General features: G+C 34.7%; 24 protein-coding genes and 1 other annotated feature. Of the genes, 6 read left to right on the top strand and 18 right to left on the bottom strand.

Translation table 11 applies throughout. The annotated features are described in order from the left end of the window. Positions 1 to 241: 241 nt before the first annotated feature. Positions 242 to 997 carry a MerR family transcriptional regulator gene (locus BFG57_RS00545; protein WP_069715495.1) on the bottom strand — a complete coding sequence of 252 codons (756 nt, stop codon included), beginning with the start codon at positions 995 to 997 and terminating at the stop codon, positions 242 to 244. Positions 998 to 1393: 396 nt separating this feature from the next. Between BFG57_RS00545 and BFG57_RS00540 the strand changes: the two genes are divergently transcribed. Beyond that, positions 1394 to 2161 (top strand): GNAT family N-acetyltransferase, encoded by a 768-nt coding sequence (locus tag BFG57_RS00540; RefSeq protein WP_083248986.1) that lies wholly within the window; start codon positions 1394 to 1396, stop codon positions 2159 to 2161. A gap of 245 nt (positions 2162 to 2406) precedes the next feature. On the opposite strand, the gene BFG57_RS00535 is transcribed toward BFG57_RS00540, so the two are convergent. The 8 genes from BFG57_RS00535 to BFG57_RS00500 form a co-directional block, all read right to left on the bottom strand. Beyond that, positions 2407 to 2817, bottom strand: coding sequence for a GNAT family N-acetyltransferase (locus BFG57_RS00535; RefSeq protein WP_083248981.1), 411 nt, complete (start codon positions 2815 to 2817; stop codon positions 2407 to 2409). Positions 2818 to 3029: 212 nt separating this feature from the next. Further along, positions 3030 to 3905: an alpha/beta hydrolase family protein gene (locus BFG57_RS00530; protein ID WP_069715493.1), complete on the bottom strand. Its 876-nt coding sequence runs from the start codon at positions 3903 to 3905 to the stop codon at positions 3030 to 3032. 43 nt (positions 3906 to 3948) lie between these two features. Beyond that, the gene (locus BFG57_RS00525; RefSeq protein ID WP_069715492.1) at positions 3949 to 4368 is read right to left on the bottom strand and encodes a hypothetical protein; all 420 of its coding nucleotides are present in this window, start codon (positions 4366 to 4368) and stop codon (positions 3949 to 3951) included. Between the two features lie 325 nt (positions 4369 to 4693). Then, positions 4694 to 5893: a hypothetical protein gene (locus tag BFG57_RS00520; protein WP_069715491.1), complete on the bottom strand. Its 1200-nt coding sequence runs from the start codon at positions 5891 to 5893 to the stop codon at positions 4694 to 4696. 15 nt (positions 5894 to 5908) lie between these two features. Next, entirely contained in the window at positions 5909 to 6745 is an 837-nt protein-coding gene (locus BFG57_RS00515; protein WP_069715490.1) for a hypothetical protein, read from the bottom strand. After that, positions 6742 to 7431: an ABC transporter ATP-binding protein gene (locus BFG57_RS00510; RefSeq protein WP_069715489.1), complete on the bottom strand. Its 690-nt coding sequence runs from the start codon at positions 7429 to 7431 to the stop codon at positions 6742 to 6744. Before BFG57_RS00510 ends, BFG57_RS00515 begins: the two co-directional genes overlap by 4 nt. A 14-nt stretch (positions 7432 to 7445) precedes the next feature. Then, positions 7446 to 7811 carry a GntR family transcriptional regulator gene (locus BFG57_RS00505; protein WP_069715488.1) on the bottom strand — a complete coding sequence of 122 codons (366 nt, stop codon included), beginning with the start codon at positions 7809 to 7811 and terminating at the stop codon, positions 7446 to 7448. A gap of 397 nt (positions 7812 to 8208) precedes the next feature. Then, a complete protein-coding gene (locus BFG57_RS00500) occupies positions 8209 to 8826 on the bottom strand; it encodes a transporter (RefSeq protein ID WP_245676671.1) in 618 nt (205 codons plus the stop codon). Positions 8827 to 9067: 241 nt separating this feature from the next. Here BFG57_RS00500 and BFG57_RS00495 point away from each other — a divergent pair, with 241 nt between their 5' ends. Beyond that, positions 9068 to 9862, top strand: a complete 795-nt coding sequence (locus BFG57_RS00495; RefSeq protein WP_069715487.1) for a DUF817 domain-containing protein — start codon at positions 9068 to 9070, stop codon at positions 9860 to 9862. A gap of 175 nt (positions 9863 to 10037) precedes the next feature. Here the strand turns inward: BFG57_RS00495 and BFG57_RS00490 are convergent, their stop codons facing one another. From BFG57_RS00490 to BFG57_RS00460, 7 genes are all read right to left on the bottom strand, one after another. After that, a complete protein-coding gene (locus BFG57_RS00490) occupies positions 10038 to 10247 on the bottom strand; it encodes a DUF6366 family protein (protein ID WP_069715486.1) in 210 nt (69 codons plus the stop codon). A 37-nt stretch (positions 10248 to 10284) separates the two neighbouring features. Further along, the gene (locus BFG57_RS00485) at positions 10285 to 11349 is read right to left on the bottom strand and encodes a hypothetical protein (RefSeq protein ID WP_069715485.1); all 1065 of its coding nucleotides are present in this window, start codon (positions 11347 to 11349) and stop codon (positions 10285 to 10287) included. Positions 11350 to 11485: 136 nt separating this feature from the next. After that, positions 11486 to 11917: a VOC family protein gene (locus tag BFG57_RS00480; protein WP_069715484.1), complete on the bottom strand. Its 432-nt coding sequence runs from the start codon at positions 11915 to 11917 to the stop codon at positions 11486 to 11488. A 241-nt stretch (positions 11918 to 12158) separates the two neighbouring features. Then, positions 12159 to 12512, bottom strand: a complete 354-nt coding sequence (locus BFG57_RS00475) for a hypothetical protein (protein WP_069715483.1) — start codon at positions 12510 to 12512, stop codon at positions 12159 to 12161. 60 nt (positions 12513 to 12572) lie between these two features. Continuing rightward, entirely contained in the window at positions 12573 to 13046 is a 474-nt protein-coding gene (locus BFG57_RS00470) for a 2-thiouracil desulfurase family protein (protein WP_069715482.1), read from the bottom strand. A gap of 55 nt (positions 13047 to 13101) precedes the next feature. Next, positions 13102 to 13353: a DUF3886 domain-containing protein gene (locus BFG57_RS00465; protein ID WP_342670263.1), complete on the bottom strand. Its 252-nt coding sequence runs from the start codon at positions 13351 to 13353 to the stop codon at positions 13102 to 13104. Then, complete coding sequence (locus BFG57_RS00460) at positions 13337 to 13687, bottom strand: iron-sulfur cluster biosynthesis family protein (protein WP_069715480.1); 351 nt, start codon at positions 13685 to 13687, stop codon at positions 13337 to 13339. The genes BFG57_RS00465 and BFG57_RS00460 overlap by 17 nt, the downstream gene beginning before the upstream one ends. Before the next feature lie 514 nt (positions 13688 to 14201). Between BFG57_RS00460 and BFG57_RS00455 the strand changes: the two genes are divergently transcribed. After that, a complete protein-coding gene (locus tag BFG57_RS00455) occupies positions 14202 to 15434 on the top strand; it encodes a DNA polymerase IV (protein WP_069715508.1) in 1233 nt (410 codons plus the stop codon). A gap of 11 nt (positions 15435 to 15445) precedes the next feature. After that, positions 15446 to 15799: a YolD-like family protein gene (locus BFG57_RS00450; RefSeq protein ID WP_069715479.1), complete on the top strand. Its 354-nt coding sequence runs from the start codon at positions 15446 to 15448 to the stop codon at positions 15797 to 15799. A gap of 32 nt (positions 15800 to 15831) precedes the next feature. Here BFG57_RS00450 and BFG57_RS00445 read toward each other — a convergent pair whose 3' ends face one another. Next, a complete protein-coding gene (locus BFG57_RS00445; protein ID WP_069715507.1) occupies positions 15832 to 16623 on the bottom strand; it encodes an SDR family NAD(P)-dependent oxidoreductase in 792 nt (263 codons plus the stop codon). Further along, positions 16620 to 17588 (bottom strand): MBL fold metallo-hydrolase, encoded by a 969-nt coding sequence (locus tag BFG57_RS00440; RefSeq protein WP_069715478.1) that lies wholly within the window; start codon positions 17586 to 17588, stop codon positions 16620 to 16622. The genes BFG57_RS00445 and BFG57_RS00440 overlap by 4 nt, the downstream gene beginning before the upstream one ends. 204 nt (positions 17589 to 17792) lie before the next feature. Beyond that, positions 17793 to 17998: a binding site (T-box leader), on the top strand. A 212-nt stretch (positions 17999 to 18210) separates the two neighbouring features. Here BFG57_RS00440 and proI point away from each other — a divergent pair. Both proI and BFG57_RS18200 read left to right on the top strand, forming a co-directional pair. Continuing rightward, complete coding sequence (gene proI, locus BFG57_RS00435) at positions 18211 to 19053, top strand: pyrroline-5-carboxylate reductase ProI (protein ID WP_069715477.1); 843 nt, start codon at positions 18211 to 18213, stop codon at positions 19051 to 19053. 194 nt (positions 19054 to 19247) lie between these two features. Continuing rightward, positions 19248 to 19436, top strand: a complete 189-nt coding sequence (locus tag BFG57_RS18200) for a DUF4083 family protein (RefSeq protein WP_083248979.1) — start codon at positions 19248 to 19250, stop codon at positions 19434 to 19436. Positions 19437 to 19447 lie beyond the last annotated feature (11 nt).

Raw genomic sequence — 19447 nt, 5'->3', positions numbered from 1 at the left:
CTACTGCAATGGAATATTACCCTAAAATTGGATTTGATAAAATAGACAATGGATTTAAGATAGCAAGATTGAAATAATACTAGATTATTATCAGGTGTATTAATTGATAGTTCCATCATTGAGATTCTCTTCACCCAATGATGGATAATATGATAATTTTCAGCTCTTATTTCATTGTCCAGATAGGTCAATAAAATAAGAGCTTCTTCGATTGTATTTTCGATTACAACTTCTATAACTATTACCTTTGTTTCTTTTGATTACCTGAAAAGAAATCCATTGCTTCACTCATGAATGTTGCTAGTCCTTCCCCATACTTATCGATGTTTTTCATGAAGCGTTCATCCTCAATATAAAGTTGACCTAGTCCCTTAAATGCATCAAGAGAATATGTGCCAAAATTTTCATTCAAAAAATTATACCACTCTTTAATTGCTTCCTGCACCTGCTGTGAATTTGGAGACTGATTCCGTAATGTTGCTAGCTGCTTGAAAATCACGTCCCATTTATGAGCTATATCTTGTCGTTCATTTTGAGACATTTTTTCTATTTTCGTATTTGTTTCATCGACAGATTTATCTCCCCAACGTTTACGGGCTTCCTGTTCATATTGATTATGACGAAAGTCAATTCCTTCAAATTTTTCTTTATTTGTCATTTCAATTTCTCCTTCCATATGTTTAATTGTTTTATCAATCGTTGTAATCATCTGATCGACTCTAGCTCGTTTTTCCATTAACATTTCTCGTTGTAAAATTAATGCTTTTTGTCGATCAAATGTAGGACTATTCATAATCTTTTTGATTTCTTTTAGGGAGAACCCAAGTTCTTTGAAAAATAAAATTTGTTGCAACGTTTCTAGATTTTCTTCTGAATACAATCGATATCCTGATTCTGTAATTTCTTTTGGAACTAACAGCCCAATTTCATCATAATGATGAAGTGTACGAATACTAACACCAACTAAATCAGCTACTTCCTTCACTTTTAAACACAATTTAATGCACCTCCTTTAATTGCACGATAAGCTATTACGCAACGTAAGAGTCAATAGCTGGTAAGTTCATTTTCAATTAAATTTTCTTTGTTAAGGTTGTATGCTTAGGAGAGTTTTAATGATTAAGCGTAAAACTTTCCCTACATCCAATTTGTCAATCTCCCACTAGATGATTCAAAACTTCAAAGAAAGTAGAACATTAAAAGCTAAAGTTAAATCCCTTTCCCCTGAAATGAATTGGTACTTTTCTCTAAATATACAGACATCGAGTTGTACATAACAAAACGATTATTTATAATCATAAACATAAAAGGATTTAGAAAAACATTGTAGAATTCAACTATTTATGTCAGCAACACATGAGAGGGTGTATTCATATTGGTTGATATAGAGAAAATGATAGAATTAGACTGTGAATTTATAACAAGTTTCTCCAATAGAGTTATTAGGGATTGGGGGATAATCTTTTTTAATGAAAACCAGCCAACATACTATGATGCGAATCACGCACATATTTGGAAAAAAACAAATAATCCAAATAAAGTAATTGAGGAAGTCACGTCATTCTTCCAATCAAAAAATTTAATTCCACGATTTTATCTGTATGATATAGAGAAACAAAATACACTTATTCTATTATTAAAATCTAAGGGCTTTAGCTATGAGAATCTTGTAAGTCCAGTTCAAGTTTGGGATGGCCAAATCTCTTATAAACCTGTCCGATCAGGAATTACCATTGAACAAGTAACGAAAGAAAACTATGAGGAATCACTTGAAATTCAATGTAGTATCAAAGAGTTTGGCGGAAAATCCGTACGTGAAAAAGCCTTTGCTAACGAATTTTCTAATCCGAATTTCACATACTATTTACTTCGATCCGAAGGAGTAGCGTGCTCGACAGCCTGTTTATTCACTAAAGGAAACCAAGCACAAGTTGAATGTGTTGCCACTTTAGAAGAATATAGAGGGAAGGGACTTATAGGGGAACTAATTCGATATATTCAGATCGAGTCTGTTAAACAAAGAATTGAGAAACTATGGATATTTCCGACTAATGAAAAAATATCGCAAGTTTACCGAAAGTATGGATTTGAAACCTTAGCTGAAATAAAGTCAGGACATGCTTTTTTAGGAGGAGAAAGCATTAAGGAAATTCGAAGTTAAAATAATACATGAATAGAGGTCAACACAGTGCTTACAGCTTATTTCATTCCCGTTAAAATCTTTTATAAAACGGCAACTTGAATTTATGTTTAAGAGAATCCGTAAACAGATGGAGCGTCTCACACATATACATCATTCATCAATATGATAAATTTCTCAAGTTTCAAGTGATTTACTGTTTGGAATGTAAGTACCTAAAGAAAAACTGATACCAGTTAGATGAAGACTCTTCACTGGTATCAGTTTTATTTTGAGTTACATAAATCAAGGCTCATTTGAACAGTTTGTAAATGGTGACCGAAGAAATCTTCTTCATACTGTTTCACCACTTCAAATCCTCTTCCCTTATAGAAGGCTATACCATCGTGATTCTCCTTCTCTACATCAACGATTAATTGTTTTGCTTCATTTAGTTCCTGCAAACCTTTATTTAAAAGAGCAGAACCTATTTTTTGATTTTGAAAATCAGGGTGTATTATATAGATAGCTAGTAAGTATGCAGACTGCTGTTCATTACCTTCACCTGAAAAGTTTGCAAAGCCGACTACACGATCATTTACTTCCGCTACTAATATTATCGTATCCTCAACTCGTTTGTTCATCACTTGCTTCGAATATGCATTTCTCAAAAAATCAGCTTGTGCTTCTTCCGAAATATCTTAATATGTATCATTCCATGTTATCGTCGCAACTTGTTGAATGCTTGTAATATCATAATAGGTTGCTTTTCTGATTAACACATTTACACCTCTTATTCTCTCGCATTGATCTCGTGTTAACTAACGCTAATTTAAAACGTAAGAAAATAGACGTCAATCATTGTACAATTGGCTCAATAAATCATTAGTAGTGGACACTGATCATATTTTCACTTTATTTGAAGATGATGATTGAACCATTTCAATGCTTCATCTGTATATTCATCAAAATAGTTTTTTAACCCATGATCACCATTAGGATATACTACAAACTTATGTGCATTTTTCGTTTCCTGCATGCTTTCGACTAATTCTTCTGCTTGTTCGATTGGAACCCGCCAGTCTGCATCACCGTGTAAAATTAATACAGGTACATCAATTTCATCTGTCCAAAATACCGCGGAGCGTTTCTCATACTCGTCTCTATCTGCCTCTGGATCTCCAACCAATTGTTGTAGCGTGTCCTTCATTCCCTGTTCACGATTTTCATACGTATGAAACAAATCAGACATACCACTAACAATAACTGCGGCTTTTATATCGATTCCATGTTTAATCGCTAAATACGTCATCATTCCACCTCTTGATGCACCTAACATTACGATATTATCAGTATCCACATAAGGTAGTTCTCGTGCAACATCAACTAGTTTAAGGACATCATTTACATCCTCTCCACCAAATTGTTCTTGACCTTCACCTCCTGCATTTCCACGATATTGAGATACGAGGACAACAAAACCCTTATCAGCCCAAAATGATAAATACTGTAATGCTTGTTCATTAATCGCACCAAATTCACGATTTCCTCCCCTATTGAAGATGAGTACGGGTGCTTTTCCTTCTATTTTTCTTGGTTTTACGAGATAACCATTCACTCCCAAACCATCACTAGTATATGTAATTTTGTAAGCCTCTGTCTCTTTTTCATAGAAGGACAGTTGCACTTCTTCTTTACTTATAATCAGTTGTTGATCAGAATTACTACAGGCGTAAAGAGGCATCAGTATGAACACTACACTTATTAATATCAATACTTTTTTCAACAGCTTCCCCTCCAAAATGATATATGAATTAACCATCTTATCTCTAGTTAACTTTTAATACCTCTTCCAATTTAACTTCTACTCTCTCAAAATCACTAATGGTAATTAATTTCGGTCTAATTTTAACTTCTTTACCATCTCTCAGTATTAAAAATAAACAATCCCACTGATATTTCGTTCTCTCAATTTCTTTCATTCTGATAATTTTACGTCTTCTTACTAGTCCTCTATGGATAGATAATTCTTTGTCATCTAATCTTAGATAATCAATTAAAGGTAATCGAAAATAATTGACAGCTATCACAAAACTAAGAATGACATTTAAGAGAACAAGTCCAGTAAATCGATCAGGCATTGGCACATTATGTAGGATTATTAATTGTCCAATGTTCAACATCATAACAATTAACCAAGCTACCCCAGCTACTTTTTGTAACATATTTTTTTTATACTTTACATTCATTTGTTATCCTCCAATGATGAGTCTATGTTCTTATACGCGTAAACTAGCATGTAAGTTCCCATAAACTTACAAAAAAAGTAGCCAAGAACTTATTCAATAAAGTCTTGACTACTTCAAACGTTCATGGATTTAAAGACAAAACGAGTATATCTTTAAAATATTTTAAAAGTTATACTCCAGAAAGAAAAATGAAAGTGCTGTCCTGCTTTTATCAGCAATAATGAAAATTAGAACTAGCTTTACATCATTCATACTTTCAGTAAAGCTCTTCCTCTTAAGAGTCTTGTTTTTAATGTTGAGATATTTAGATATTGTTGTATTTCTTTTATCGAACAAAATCAATGTCTATAATGTTTATTCGTCCATACTCTTGATCTGCATTTGAGTTTTTCACTTTTAATTTCCCTTCATATAACAGTTCTCCTGATGATAAATCTCTTATATAAATGGATTGAACATTATTCGTTGATTTTATTAAATAAAGTTTTCCATTCATTATTTTCATAAATGGAGTGTCCTCACCATTGCTTCCATCCTGTAAATCCATTGGTATAGTATTCTTCCATTGGGCCTTTTCAATATCATACTGACTTATCTCAAACTCACTTTCAGACTGAGGAGAAGTAAATATTGTGGAATCATTGATTGTAGCCCAATGTATAGATTCTAGTTTTTCATCAGATATGTTTACTTTCTTAGATTGGTTATTTTCCAAGTTATAAACGATCATTTCTTTTGATACTAATTCTTTATTAGGGTTAGTATTTATTGTTTCTTCATTATAAATATCCGTTCTTATTAAAAGATACTTTTCCGGTTTAATAGAGTAAGAATCACTAATTAATCTTATTTCTGAACTATAATTTTCTGTAGTTGGTCTAGCAAGAATCAATTCTTTATTTACTAGCTTTTGTTCATCTATATCAAATGTGTATACATTTAGCTCATCTCCGCTCTCAAACCGAGAACCTCTTATAAATACCTGTAATTTACCATCTACAACTTGGACTTCTATAACTTCAAGAAAATCGTATTCCTCATCATTTGGTACATCAAGTTGAATTGAAGTCGTTTCTTCTGATTTTTTATTTAATATGTCAATTTTCAATAAGTATTCTACTGGAAATTGTGTGAAATCCTTGCCTTTAACATTAGCATATGCCAATAGATTTTCATCTTTATAGAAAAGATTGTAATATAAAGTTTTTCCTCGCATAAAATCTCTGTTCTCTTCTATTAATTCTTTATATGACGGCTCAATACTCGTACCACCTAGAAGAAGAGATTGATTTTTCACATCTAGATTAATTGTATCTTTGCTAGAGATTTGTAAATATTTATGCATGTTACCAGCTACATGTCCACCATATAATAATAATTCATCCAATTCATTCTCATTACCACTTACCTTTTCAAATTCAACTTTTGCATAATCCATATCAGCTAAACTAGATTGTATATAAAAAGTCCCAATAGTGATGACTGTAATCATACAAAATAAGATGATTTTCCAATACCGTTTCATTAATGTAACCTCCTATCAAACCCTTATTTTATTTTTCAAAAGGAAATTGCCAATCCAAATAGCACCCATTAATACTATTAACCCTGCTCCTATTTCTAAGAAAACCAGTTCCGTTGGATAAAAGTAATTACTTTGAAGTAAATATATAGGAGTCAAAAGGATTAACAATGAAACAGCACTATAAATGAGTCCATAGAATATCCCTTTTAAACGAAAAGAACGTTCAAACAAAATGGCTGTAAAACCAATTAATACAATAATCATTCCACCGCCATAATAAAGAATAAATTCAATGAAAGTCCTTGGAAACCATAATACTAACGGTAAGTGAGCTAAACTATAACCTACAGTAATTTCTTGAACAGAAAGATCTGTACGAAACTCATCGGGAACTAACCACTGTAAAACTAGGCTATCAACTGAAAACGATAGAAATTGAAAGGCAACGAGACCTAATAGAAATATCAAAATCGTTGTAGCCTTGGCTAAATAAATATTAAAGCGTGCTGTCGGTAGCACTAATAGACGATAACTAAATGTATTTTTACCAAGCCAATCACGGTACCAAATAATAAAAACAAAACTTATTAATACCACACCACAAAGTGCAATGAGTCCCAAAAACCATTCTGTGGCAGTGATATTATGAAAAGACATTGTCCCATATATACGCACAAACTCGCTCTTTGACATTAATTCCTCAGTCATTAATTCATTTGCTTTATTCATGTAATTTCGTGATTCAACAATAACCCCTATCATTTGTAGAAGGAAAGTCATCCCAATCAACACGAGATAAAATTTCAAAAACCGATTAAACTCGAAATTAACTAACTTCATATAACGTTTCATTTTTTATACACCTCTTCCATGACATCAATGACAGATTTCCCTTCATTTTCTCTAACTTCTTCTGCATCGAATTCTTTAACAACTTGTCCATTATCTAAAAGAACTGCTTTATCAATTAAATGTTCAATATCATTAATTTCATGTGTTGTGATGATAACACCTCGCCCCTCAACTAAGTCGCTAGAAAATACATCTGCAATCTGTTCACGACTGAAAATATCGATACCTGAAAAGGGCTCATCCATTAGGACATACTCTACGTCCATTGCGAGTCCGAGTATAAGGTTCACTTTTGCTGCATTTCCTTTTGATAATTCAGAGATTAGGTCAGTTTCATTTTGTTTAAAAAACTTAAGAAGCTCATTAGCGCGTTCTTGATTCCAACAGTCATAAAAATCTGCCATGAATGTAAAAGCATCACGTATTCTCATTTGCGGCAACATCGTTATCGTATCTGATATAAAAGTGATTTTTTCATAACTATCTTTTTGAATTTTCTCTCCGTCAATGAGAATTTCACCACTATCAATTGGCGTTAATCCCATAATTGCTTTCATAATAGTCGTTTTACCCACACCGTTCATGCCAATCAAACAAGTAATCTGTCCTTTTTGAGCTGTAAAGGAAACTTCTTTTAAAACACTTTTTCTACCAAACCTTTTTGTTACATCTTTTATTTCAATCACACAGTTTCCTCCCATCATTCATTTTCATACTTCTTTTCCACTAATTCCAATACTTCTGGTAATGATACATTGATTGATTTTACCGAATGAATAAACTTATCTACGGCATCTAAAATCAATTCCTCCCTTACCATTTTTAATACTTGCTCGTCTCTCGTAATACGACTTGGTAAATTTCTTTCTGTAAAAATCAACCCTTGTTCCTCCATTTCCTTATATGCTCTCTGCGCTGTATTCGGATTAATCTTCATTTTATTAGCTAATTCTCTTCTAGATGGAACTTCCTGTCCAGGTTCAAAGATACCTGTTGCAATTTGTTCTTTAAAATAATGGATGACCTGCACATAAACAGGATCTCGATTATTAAACTTTACCCCCATATATCCAACTCCCTAATAAACATAATGTACTCATCTCCTGTATCAATCGTATAATACACTAATAACAAAACAAGATTTCTTAATAATTGTCTATTGCCCCATATATATTTTCATCTGGTTTTATCAGTTAGATGAATCTCTGTTTGCAGCATATGTATTAACCACATAATACAGGCAAGATAGTAAAAAGCGTAGAAAAATCTTAACTAAATACACTTAAATAAATGTATCCTGTATTAATTGCATAATACAGCACTCCCGAAGATGTATCAAGCATGTAATACACTTGATGATTTGTATTATATTATTAATACACTTCTAAAGTCAACACTATGTTCCACTAAAATTCATTCCTTTATATGGATATTGAACTGGAAATTGTTTCGATTATAATCATTTAATAATTTTTGTTAGTTACCTTCTTCTGCTTCTTCATAAACGATGACAACCTTTCAAATACCCATTGAACAGCAATACCGTGTAGAATGATACCTACAATGGAGGTAAAAACAAATAACCACATTGTAAGGGCATGCTCAGAATGGAGTGTCTTACGTCCAAAAAACATCAGGTGCTGCAGTATATATTGAAATGATTGAATAATAGATTCCACTTGCGATTCCATCATCCAAATTATGATTGATTCAGCAAATAGTAAGCACAATAGTCCTATGAAAATCCATACCTTTGATTGATACGTTAATTTATCTGCATATGGTCGGATATAATGCTTAATGATTGTTTTAATACGAAATAGATAAATAACACGCACAATACGAGCTACTTGAAAAAATTGATCCAATGGAATAACTGCTATGACAAGAAAAGGATTTTTCTTTAGAAACTCTAACTTTTGCTTTGCAAGTGATAAACGGATTACGAAGTCTATGAAAAAAACGAACCATACAATCCAATTTAACGTTGTATTATAAGTATTCTCCTGCCAAAGAGTCATTATAGTGAGCATGACGAGCAAGATCATAATTCCTTCATAAATTCTTTGAAACTTATTCATTTCTTTCAACTCCCACGACAACAATTATCATACATATCTTTCAGTTTATCAGGTGTACACTTCTGTTAGTAACCTTTTTTTATACTATATAAGATTATGAGATTTCTAGTGATAAGAATACATAGCTAATCGTTCATCAAAGACCGATCTGATCGAAGTTCTACTTTACCCCTGCACTAATATTCCTTTATATGGTTTTAATGCTATAATAAAACAATCTAAAATGGTAAGGTGTTGAATAATGAGACAATTATTTTTCTTCGGTTTGGAGCAAGCTAAAGCTTGTTTTTTTCCAGTAATCATTTTCCTTACGCTCGCGATTACTAAGGTTGTAGAAGTACCATTTATCGCTCGTTATGATCTTATTTTACTTGTTTGTTTATTGACACAATTGTTCATGATTATATTCAAATTTGAAACATTAGATGAAGTGAAAGTAATTGGAGTTTTCCACCTTATCGGACTGGCGTTAGAACTGTATAAAGTACATATGGGGTCATGGAGTTATCCTGAAGACGCAATAACGAAGATTTGGGGAGTTCCATTATATAGTGGCTTTATGTATGCAAGTGTAGCAAGTTATATGTGTCAAGCATGGAGAAGATTGAAATTACGTATTACAAATTGGCCTGCCACATGGGGAGTTGTTCTGTTAAGTGTAGCTATCTACTTCAACTTCTACACACATCATTTCATTTTCGACTTTCGTTGGATCTTAAAAATACTAACACTTCTTGTATTTTATCGTACATTCGTTTATTTCACTATTCTCAAACGTACATATGCAATGCCACTTTCATTATCGTTTGTACTAATTGGTTTTTTTATTTGGATTGCTGAGAATATTGCAACGTTCTTTGGAGCTTGGAGATATCCAAATCAATCACAGCAGTGGGAAATCGTGCACTTCGGAAAGATAAGCTCTTGGTTATTGCTTGTTATCGTTAGTTTTATGATTGTTGCACTATTAAAGCATATTAAAGAAAATCAATCACAAGATAAGCATTTTGCAGAAAATAATCCTTTGAGCAAGTAGGGTGAAGGTATATTCAACTTATTTACTTTCATTTAAGGATTTTCAGAAATTCTATCGACTGGAATTTATTTCATATTACATCTTGATTTTTATATAAATTATGTTAGTTATATTCAAAAAAAGATTTTGAGCAGTGATAGTAATGGTCCTCAATCTCTGCTCAAATTACTCACATTCACTTAAATAATAATGTAACTACAACAAAAACAATCACTGCCCCAAGTATAATCAACCCCGTACCTCTCCAGCCGATACTTCCAGCTAAATCTACGAGACTGCCACTCTCTGCTCGGTTCAACCCATCATTTACACCATTCATCCGATTACTCTTCAATTCTTCCTGTCTAAGTTTTTCTCTCTGCTTTGGAGTGTCAGTTTCTTTCATTACACACTCTCCTTACCACAATTTTTACATACCTAAATTATTTCTTTAACAACCGTACAAATAGAAACAGGATTAGAATCAGATACAATATATAATAAGCAAGCTGAAGAAGTGTAAATGGATATCCTACTATTTTATGAGAAAGGAGATCATACCCACTCCCCAGAAAGATAAGAAGTAATAGACAAGAAATTAATCTACTTTGACTTGGAAATTTCTTTTTCACCCATCTCCCAATCGGATAAAAACTTACGAGTAAAACAAACGCAATGAAAAGAGCTAACCCTCTACTATTCAAGTTGTTAAAAAGGATACCAGCACGTGGAGATAAGAATACGACTAAGTTTTCATCTGGTAACGTTTCAAATTCACCTAGCCACATCTCTTCATTCACTTTCTCAAGATCTAAGTTTGTATATATGTGTGCATCAAACGGTACTTCAATTTGAAGCGTTAAATTTTGAAAATCACTCCAATATGATGCTGGATGCAACAAATAATCAAATCGGTACACTGGGTGTAAACTATGTTTCTCATCTAATGAAACGTTAACATCATAGTTAACTTGTAATATTTGCTTCGTTCTTGGTTGTAGATTCACTGTGAATGTTTTCGACTGCAACGTTTCAAATTTTTCAAAACTATCATTACGAGAAATATCGTAGCTATCACCTGTACGTGGATTAATCCATTCATAATGAGGGGATTGTCCAATTAATTGTTCACGAGAAAGTGCTACTGCTCCATCCAACGGAATGTTAGTACCATCCAATCTAACCTGCCAATCTCCTGTTTGTCCAAGTTGCGGGAATGCAATCGGTATTTCTTGTTCTATTTCATGTTTATTGAATAATTCGTATGTAACATTGACCTCTGCTTCTATATTAGGACTCCCCTTAATCAATAACTCTCTTGCTGACTCTTTTTTGAAACGGATAAGCAAATGTTCCGCTACAATGCTAACATTTCCCTCTTCCATCGGTATAACTTGTCCTGTTGGAAGTGACACTTCTTGCCTATAACTCGTTCCATTCGCTGAGGTTGACATTGGACTTACAACAATTATTAAAATGGTAAAACACAATAGTAAAAAGTGTCGCATCTATCCGTCACTCCTATTATTAAGTGAAACTTACCTATATTTACAACTAAATGAAACTTAAAAAACCAACACAAATTAAGTATGGAGGCTTAGTCATACCATTGTGACATGACCAAGCCTCCTGCTAATAAGTGTTTTACTTTATGATAAGCATGTTATTATCGTCAAACTCCCAAAATTCTCCGTAAGCCACTTCCCAATAGTACCCATCTGGATCTGCAAAATACCCACTGTATCCTCCCCAAAATACTTTTTGAGGTGTTTTTACGATCTTTCCTCCAGCTTGCTTTGCTTTTTCAATCACTGCGTCTACTTCTGCTTCTGACTTTGCATTATAAGCAAGTGTGATCCCTGAAAATCCACCTCTAACCGGTGGTGATTTCTCATCTATATCTAGTGCCAACTTATCGAGTGGATATAGCGCAAGTTTTGTACCATCATTGTTAAAGAAAATGATGTCAGGATTATCCCCTTCTTCCGACGTTTCAAACCCCAAACCATCACGATAAAATTTAATTGACTGACTCATATCTGTTACACCTAGTGAAATTAGATTAACTCTGTTCATTTAAGAGCCTCCTCATTTATGCTGTATTTTTTTACACGCTTATAATAGTTACTTCATTTATACAGACCATTTTGTAATTCGATTCCATTCCATTAAATCCCTTCCTCATAATGCAGTATACTTTTACAAAATGAAAAACAGGTCTTAAGCAAACATGCTCAGACCTGTTCTTGATTTAAAAATGTATTAACTATATGATGAAGCCTTTCCTCTGTTCATATTACTTTTTCTCTTCAAAAAATCATATCACATCAACTTTCATTATTAACTCAACTATTAACGGTAGAAAAATTGCTGAAAATAACGTCGCTGTACTTAATGCATTAAAAATAAAACCTACATGCGATATAATTCCTAATATAAATAAAATTGCTATTACTACATAATTCGGTATGAATATTAACCAGACTTCTTGTCTCTTAAGTATTATTTTGCTATGTATGATTACAGGTACAACAATCCAGAAAAGCAAATAAAATAATGCTACTGCTAATAAACTCATTGCTAAGTAATGATAAGGCACATTATACATCAATATGGATATACACAAAATGATTGTTGCATTTAGCGTTAGCAATTTGCCCCCACTTCTCACCTACATCACTCCTCCATTTATGTGGAGAATCTTCACTCTGCACTCCAAAGTTTACGATGATCATTGTTTTTCAATGTATTCAATAATATCATCTATATTTTCATCAGTAGCGACAATCATTCCATTCCGTTCTAATAGCGCTGCCGTCACACCTTTTCCAACCTTTTTGACGCCTTGAAATTGACCATCATAAATCATACCACTACCACAAGATGGACTGTTCTCTTTTAAAATCACATGGGTAACATTTAGTTCACGCGCTATTTCCAGTGTTTGATAAGCACCTTGTAAGAATGCATCCGTCACATCGTTTCCAGACTTATCAATCACTTTTGCTTTCCCATTTAAAACATCCTCACCATCACCACCAATAATCTCCGCTGGTATTCTTGGTGTTGGTAAACCTCCAAGTACCTCTGGGCAAACTGTTGTCGCCTTATTTTGAGAAACAAGCTGCTCAATTGTGTGATGTAAACAATCCCCGCCATCATATCTCACTTTCAAACCTGCCAAACACGCACTTACAAGTAACATTTTATTCACCTCATTGTCGTTATTAAAATAGCAGCACTCCGTCACAAGGAGGCTGCTATTTGTACTCTTTCCAATTCATATTACTTTCTTCGAATAATTCTTCAAACGATTTATTTTTTTCCCGCTCTTTCTTTTCTTTAATCTTACGTTGCTTTTCTTCTTCTGCATGTTTTTCCTCAACAGCCTTTAGTTCTTTCTGTTTTTCTTTTAGCTTTGCAAATACATCACTACCGAGCCTGTCCTTCACTTCTAATGCATCTTCTCGTTTTTCCTTTTGCTTTTGAGATTGCTTACGTTTCTTCGCCATCATTTTCCCTCCTACTTACAAAACGCATACGTGGATTAATAATTTGTTGATCGCTTTTTAACATGAATGTTTGGTACTTTGGTAAGAAGTCGACTGTCATTTCTTCATCTAGAAATACTGCATGTCTTGATTCAATCCCAACAGGACGATAATTCGACGAAAGTTCCATATCCACATGTTCTTGCTCATCCTGTATCGTTAATATAAATACACCATCAACACTGCAGCCACAGCCATCTGTATCATACAGAAGCTGCAAACCAGCTTGTTGCTGATGTTCATTATAATAACTATCTAACTGATCTTTCGCAAGCTCTGTAAAATGCACCTTCATATGCTTTTCCTCCTCTATGTTTGCTCATTTAGATGCCTTCAATATAAATCTAATATATCATGTCTTGCCTAATTTGCCTTCTTATTACGCTTATTTAATTAACTATCCTATTAGAGGATGTTCAAAAAATCCGGGAAAAATGACTGTACATGCACAAGATGTGTTGATCCCACGTCTGCCACAGGACGTGGCAGGTTTTAGTGGGGCTTCCTTCATAACTCTCGTATGTATCTGCGTCTGCAACTGTTTTCGGAGAAGTAAATTCCTCGATACAAGACAGCAGAGATGGTTCTCAGTGCAGTGCCTTCACTCCGGTGCCGGGACCTTTACCGCCTTGTTCTTCTCCGTCCTTTTTGTCCTCCTTTTTGAATACTTTCTATTAAATATCTTTCGAACCGATGTAAATGCACTTCAACATGTTGATAAAAAGAAATAATTCCCATTGAATAAAGAACGTATATTCGCATATAATAAAAATACAAACAAATGTTCTCTTTTGTTCAGGAGGATTTCTATTGTGAAAAAAGTAATTTTCTTAATTGATATGCAGTCATTTTATGCCTCGGTTGAGAAGGTGGCGAATCCAGCTTTACAAAATAAACCAGTCATTGTATCTGGTGACCCCGAAAGAAGGAGTGGGATTATTTTAGCCGCATGCCCTTTAGCGAAAAAGTATGGGGTGAAAACTGCAGAATCGTTACGTGAAGCTCAATTGAAATGTCCAGAAGCCGCTATTGTTAGACCTCGCATGCAACTTTACATCGATATGTCTTATGAGATCACAACGATTTTGGAACAATTTACTGATCTCGTCGAAGTATTTTCAATTGATGAACAGTTCATTGATGTGACAGGCAGTCAGAAATTATTCGGCGATCCGCTAGCGATTGCACGTCAAGTGCAACAAGCCATTTTCGAAAAAACTGGGATCTATGGGCGAATTGGAATTGGTCCAAATAAGGTGCTCGCAAAGATGGCCTGTGATGCGTTTGCAAAAAAAAATGAGGAAGGAATTTTCCAATTAGATCATTCGAATATGAAAGAAGCATTATGGCCTCTGCCGATTGGGAACATGTTTGGTGTCGGACGTAAAATGGAACGTCACCTGCAAAAGATGGCGATTTTAAAAATTGGTCATTTAGCAAACTATCCTATTCATTTTCTGAAAAAACGCTGGGGAATAAATGGAGAAGTACTCTGGCAAACAGCGAATGGTATTGACTATTCTCCTGTATCACCGAATACACATCATCAGCAAAAAGCAATCGGACATCATATGACATTACCACGTGATTATGAAACGTTAGAAGACATTAAAGTCATCTTGCTTGAACTAAGTGAAGAGGTAGCGAGACGCGCTCGTTCTCACGGCTATCGCGGTCATACTGTTTCAGTTGGAGTTCGAGGTGCAAGTTTTGACTTCCCAACAGGTTTCCATAGGCAAATCAAATTAGGTTGCCAAACTAACTTCGGAATGGATATCTTTCAAGCTGCTTTTGAACTTTTTTGCAAACACTGGGATCACTCATCTATCCGTAGTGCAGGTGTAACGTTGTCTCAGCTTCAGTCAGAAGGGCCATATCAACTTAGCTTGTTCGATCATTCATTGAAAAAAGAAAGGCTTAACGATGCAATGGATAATATATACGCCAAGTACGGAGCAACTGCACTTATGCGAGCCTCTTCTCTTACAAAAGCTGGTCAAGTACATGTACGTGCGGAAAAAATTGGTGGTCATTATAAATAAGGAGTAAATAAATGAAACCAAACAAACTTACGCCCGGAAAGAACTTAATGTGGGAATCTAGCCGGATGATGTTACCTGAACATAAGCAACGTATCCAACAGCATCAAAAGGAACTGCTGAAACGAAACAGAGTGATACTAGATGAACAACGACTAGCTGAATTTTCACAAATAATCTCTGATGCACTAAATCAAAATAGCCTTATTAAAATTCAAGTTTTCCATCCTTATCATGATAGCTATTTCACAGGTAAGATAGAAAGAATACTCCTTGAACATAAGCAAATCAAATTAGTCAATTCAAATGATGTAGAATGGATTAATTTCAATGATATTATCGATATTTATTATATCGATAATGAATGAAGACAACGAATAATCGATGTCTCCATTTCTTACTATTTCATTTTAAACGCATTACCTGCGACCTTTTCAAAAAGATGAGGTGCTAGCTGATAAAGCTTTGCCCCAATCCCCATCCACCGAGGTAAATTCACTTCTCGATTCTGTTTCATCATGACACGAACGATAGCTTCTGAAGCTTGCTCAGATGTAAGCATCCACCGCTTCACGTTTTTCACATAACTACCTGATGGATCTGCATGTGAAAAAAAGTTCGTATCAACAGGACCGAAGTTCACTGTCGAAACATTGATATTCGTATCACTTAACTCCAATCGCAAACTATTCGTAAACCCTAGAGCCGCATGCTTCGAAGCTGCATAACCACTTGACTTCGGTGTAGCAAGCTTACCCGCTTGAGAGACAACATTAATAATGTGACCTCGATTGGCTTCAAGCATGTGCGGTAAAACAGCTTGTGTACAGGCAATTAAACCAAATACATTCACTTCAAACATACTACGAATATTCTCCAGTGATGAATCTTTCACATGTTCAAACACACCAAATCCAGCATTGTTAACGAGAATATCACAGAAGCCAATCTCCTTCTCTATTTTTTCAAATACATGTTTTACTTGCCCTTCATCAGAAACGTCTACTGAATAGAAAAGGGATTGAACACCCGTTTGCTCTTCGATATTTAATGCAATATTCTTCAATTGGTCATAACGCCGAGCAAGTAGGACAGGTAATGCTCCTTGGGCTGCAACCTTTAAAGCCGTACTAGCCCCAATCCCAGACGAAGCTCCTGTAATGAAAACCTTTTTCCCATGTAATGTTGTCATTTTGCTCCATACTTCCATGATACGTCACTTTTATCAATCGTAAGAAGTCCTTCATACTCTAAATAATCAAGCTGTGCTATTGTCTCAGACATGGTTAGCATCATTTCACTCATATACACCGCAGGAAAGAGCTTTTTGGAAATTTCAAATGCAGTCATTGGTTGTTCCTTCAAATAACCTAAAACTTTTTCAGCACGTTGTTTTTGGCGTTCAAAACGGCGCTCTAACAGAGGCGCAATGTTACGTACTTCCTTACCATGCCCAGAATAAACGACTGAAATATCCAACTTCAAGCATTTTCTTAATGCTTCATTATATTGTAACAGTGGGCGTGGGCGTTCTGTCTCACCAAAATATGGTGGTTCTAATAATGGATTTGATGAAATATGTCCAATAATATGATCCCCACCAAGTAGAACACCATCTGATTCACGATAGAAAACAAGATGGCTTTGGGCATGACCCTTTGCTTCATATGCAATCCAGCCTGACATTCCTGGCACTTCATCCCCATCTCTAATAATGTGTGTAAGTGAAACTGGAGCAGTAAGATATTCATTGTTAAAAAATGCATAAATCCACTTCTCCATGTCACCTGTAATGCCTTGCTGTGGTAAAAACTCTTTGAAGAAAGAAATAATATGATTAATAAAATCCTCATCTCGACTAATCCAAGGTTCGTTTCTTCTATGACCAACAATATCAGCATGTGCTGAGAATAACTCTAATAAACCTGTATGATCAGGGTGATGATGTGTAAGTACAACTTGCTCAATATCAAGTAAATCATAACCAAGTTCATCAAGCTGTGTAATTAACGCTTCCTTCGCCTCTTTTGTATTTGGACCGACATCTATTAACGTCAGCTTCTCACCTTTGACTAAATATACATTCACAGGACCAACCGTAAAAGGAGTCGGCAATGTTAAACGATGTATATCTTTCGTTTGTTGTAACGTCTCCATGACTCATTATCCTCCACATCTCATTCGTTATTATCATCCCGTTTAGAAAAATGAATGATGCTTCATTATGAGTAGTTTACCTTTTTTCAACTCGGTTGTCATGTTAATTCATCTAAATTCATTTACCATCTTGACATAAATATAAGAGATATTGCATAATGATATAAATATCAATTTAATAATTGAATTTTCTGATAATTAACTAAACTAGCGTTGAAAAGGATTAGTAGATAACGTCTGTGAGTGATGATAGAGAATGGGAGCCACCGGCTGAAAGCTCCCTTCACTTAAACGAATCGAACCTACCTTGGAGCTGTCAAGGAAACTTGAACGTCGCTCGCGTTATTGAGCATGTAAGTGGGCTATGATAGCCAAACAAGGTGGTACCGCGGAACCTCTCCGTCCTTTTTTATAAGGATTGAGAGGTTTTTTCGCGTTACATGCTTATTCAATAAAAAGGGGCAATAATTTCACTTTGAGTATTGAAATGTCTGAGGATTTCGAGAGAAGAACGCTGAATCATAAGGCTTCCAACATCTGATATTGGAGCTTATAGCTCAGCACATCACTGAATGTTTCAGATTCTTATCTAATTAAAAAATAATCAGCAGGAGGATTAACTATGCAAAATGAAACGAAAATCGCATTTATTGGTGCGGGTAATATGGCAGAAGCGATTATCTCAGGTCTATTACAACAGAATTTATACCGAAATGATCAGTTACTTGCAACAAATAGAAGCAACAAAGAACGATTGGCACAGCTCCAAAACAAATATGAAATTATAACAACACATGATAAAGATTTTCTATTATCAGAAGCGACTGTGTTAATCCTTGCCGTGAAGCCAAAGGATATCGCTGAAACGATTGAAACGTATAAGACATACATCCAACCACATCATCTCATTATTTCAGTTGCAGCAGGTGTTTCAACAACTACAATTACAGAGCTTACGGGTCAAAAGATTGCCGTTATCCGATCAATGCCCAACACTTCCGCAGCAACTGCTGAATCGGCTACTGCCCTATCAGCTGGAACGTATACAACTGATGAACATATGAAGCTTGCAGTAGAATTGTTTGAAACAGTCGGAACTGTTTCAATCGTTGAGGAAGAACATTTACATGCTGTAACAGGCTTATCAGGCAGTGGGCCAGCATATGTATATTATCTCGTTGAAGCAATGGAAAAGGCGGCGCTCGATCTTGGCTTAGAAGGATCAACAGCAAAAGAATTAATTCTCCAAACGATCATTGGTTCAGCGAAAATGCTACAAACATCGGATAAATCTCCTAGAACACTTCGAAAAGAAGTAATGAGTCCAAACGGCACAACAGAAGCTGGACTCAACGTACTAGCGGATTATCATACACAAGAGGCAATGATCAATTGCATTAAACGTGCAGCTGAACGTTCTGAAGAAATGGGTCAAGAACTAGCACACATTTTATTACGATCATAATGAAGGTATATCAACCATAACCTTTACAAAACAACTTATATCAGTGGGGTTCTAACAGCTCCACTGATATAAAATGAAAACAATGAACAATTCCCTCTTATCCTTTATGCATTTAGAAGGATTAACGGTTATTTGCGGGCAATAAATTACAAAATATGGTATAATCAATCAAAAAAGAAGGTTGGTCACTCAATATGTCAAGTTTGTTTTCACTATTACCATTGCTAATCATGATATGTCTATTTGTTTTGTGTATCGTTTCTTTCTCACTATTTATTAGAAGATTACTAACTAATTCCACTGTAAAAGCTAATCATTCAGTAGAAATTGATAAAAAGCTTGATAAAATTATCGAGTTACTTGAAGAGAATAAGAAGCACTAAGCAACTGTCTC

Origin of the sequence: Bacillus solimangrovi, assembly GCF_001742425.1 — a bacterium.
Lineage (GTDB): Bacteria > Bacillota > Bacilli > Bacillales > Bacillaceae_N > Bacillus_AV > Bacillus_AV solimangrovi.
Note: the sequence above shows the minus strand (reverse complement) of the source record. Positions and strands in the feature narration are given on the sequence as shown.

What these genes read in the sequence shown, in the direction of transcription:
- BFG57_RS00460 (WP_069715480.1), bottom strand. Translation starts at nt 13,687, where the DNA reads ATGAAGGTGCATTTTACAGAGCTTGCGAAAGATCAGTTAGATAGTTAT.
- BFG57_RS00525 (WP_069715492.1), bottom strand. Translation starts at nt 4,368, where the DNA reads ATGAATGTAAAGTATAAAAAAAATATGTTACAAAAAGTAGCTGGGGTA.
- BFG57_RS18200 (WP_083248979.1), top strand. Translation starts at nt 19,248, where the DNA reads ATGTCAAGTTTGTTTTCACTATTACCATTGCTAATCATGATATGTCTA.
- BFG57_RS00480 (WP_069715484.1), bottom strand. Translation starts at nt 11,917, where the DNA reads ATGAACAGAGTTAATCTAATTTCACTAGGTGTAACAGATATGAGTCAG.
- BFG57_RS00485 (WP_069715485.1), bottom strand. Translation starts at nt 11,349, where the DNA reads ATGCGACACTTTTTACTATTGTGTTTTACCATTTTAATAATTGTTGTA.
- BFG57_RS00445 (WP_069715507.1), bottom strand. Translation starts at nt 16,623, where the DNA reads ATGACAACATTACATGGGAAAAAGGTTTTCATTACAGGAGCTTCGTCT.
- BFG57_RS00470 (WP_069715482.1), bottom strand. Translation starts at nt 13,046, where the DNA reads ATGTTACTTGTAAGTGCGTGTTTGGCAGGTTTGAAAGTGAGATATGAT.
- BFG57_RS00490 (WP_069715486.1), bottom strand. Translation starts at nt 10,247, where the DNA reads ATGAAAGAAACTGACACTCCAAAGCAGAGAGAAAAACTTAGACAGGAA.
- BFG57_RS00505 (WP_069715488.1), bottom strand. Translation starts at nt 7,811, where the DNA reads ATGGGGGTAAAGTTTAATAATCGAGATCCTGTTTATGTGCAGGTCATC.
- BFG57_RS00495 (WP_069715487.1), top strand. Translation starts at nt 9,068, where the DNA reads ATGAGACAATTATTTTTCTTCGGTTTGGAGCAAGCTAAAGCTTGTTTT.
- BFG57_RS00540 (WP_083248986.1), top strand. Translation starts at nt 1,394, where the DNA reads ATGATAGAATTAGACTGTGAATTTATAACAAGTTTCTCCAATAGAGTT.
- BFG57_RS00500 (WP_245676671.1), bottom strand. Translation starts at nt 8,826, where the DNA reads ATGAATAAGTTTCAAAGAATTTATGAAGGAATTATGATCTTGCTCGTC.
- BFG57_RS00440 (WP_069715478.1), bottom strand. Translation starts at nt 17,588, where the DNA reads ATGGAGACGTTACAACAAACGAAAGATATACATCGTTTAACATTGCCG.
- BFG57_RS00520 (WP_069715491.1), bottom strand. Translation starts at nt 5,893, where the DNA reads ATGAAACGGTATTGGAAAATCATCTTATTTTGTATGATTACAGTCATC.
- proI (WP_069715477.1), top strand. Translation starts at nt 18,211, where the DNA reads ATGCAAAATGAAACGAAAATCGCATTTATTGGTGCGGGTAATATGGCA.
- BFG57_RS00465 (WP_342670263.1), bottom strand. Translation starts at nt 13,353, where the DNA reads ATGGCGAAGAAACGTAAGCAATCTCAAAAGCAAAAGGAAAAACGAGAA.
- BFG57_RS00515 (WP_069715490.1), bottom strand. Translation starts at nt 6,745, where the DNA reads ATGAAACGTTATATGAAGTTAGTTAATTTCGAGTTTAATCGGTTTTTG.
- BFG57_RS00450 (WP_069715479.1), top strand. Translation starts at nt 15,446, where the DNA reads ATGAAACCAAACAAACTTACGCCCGGAAAGAACTTAATGTGGGAATCT.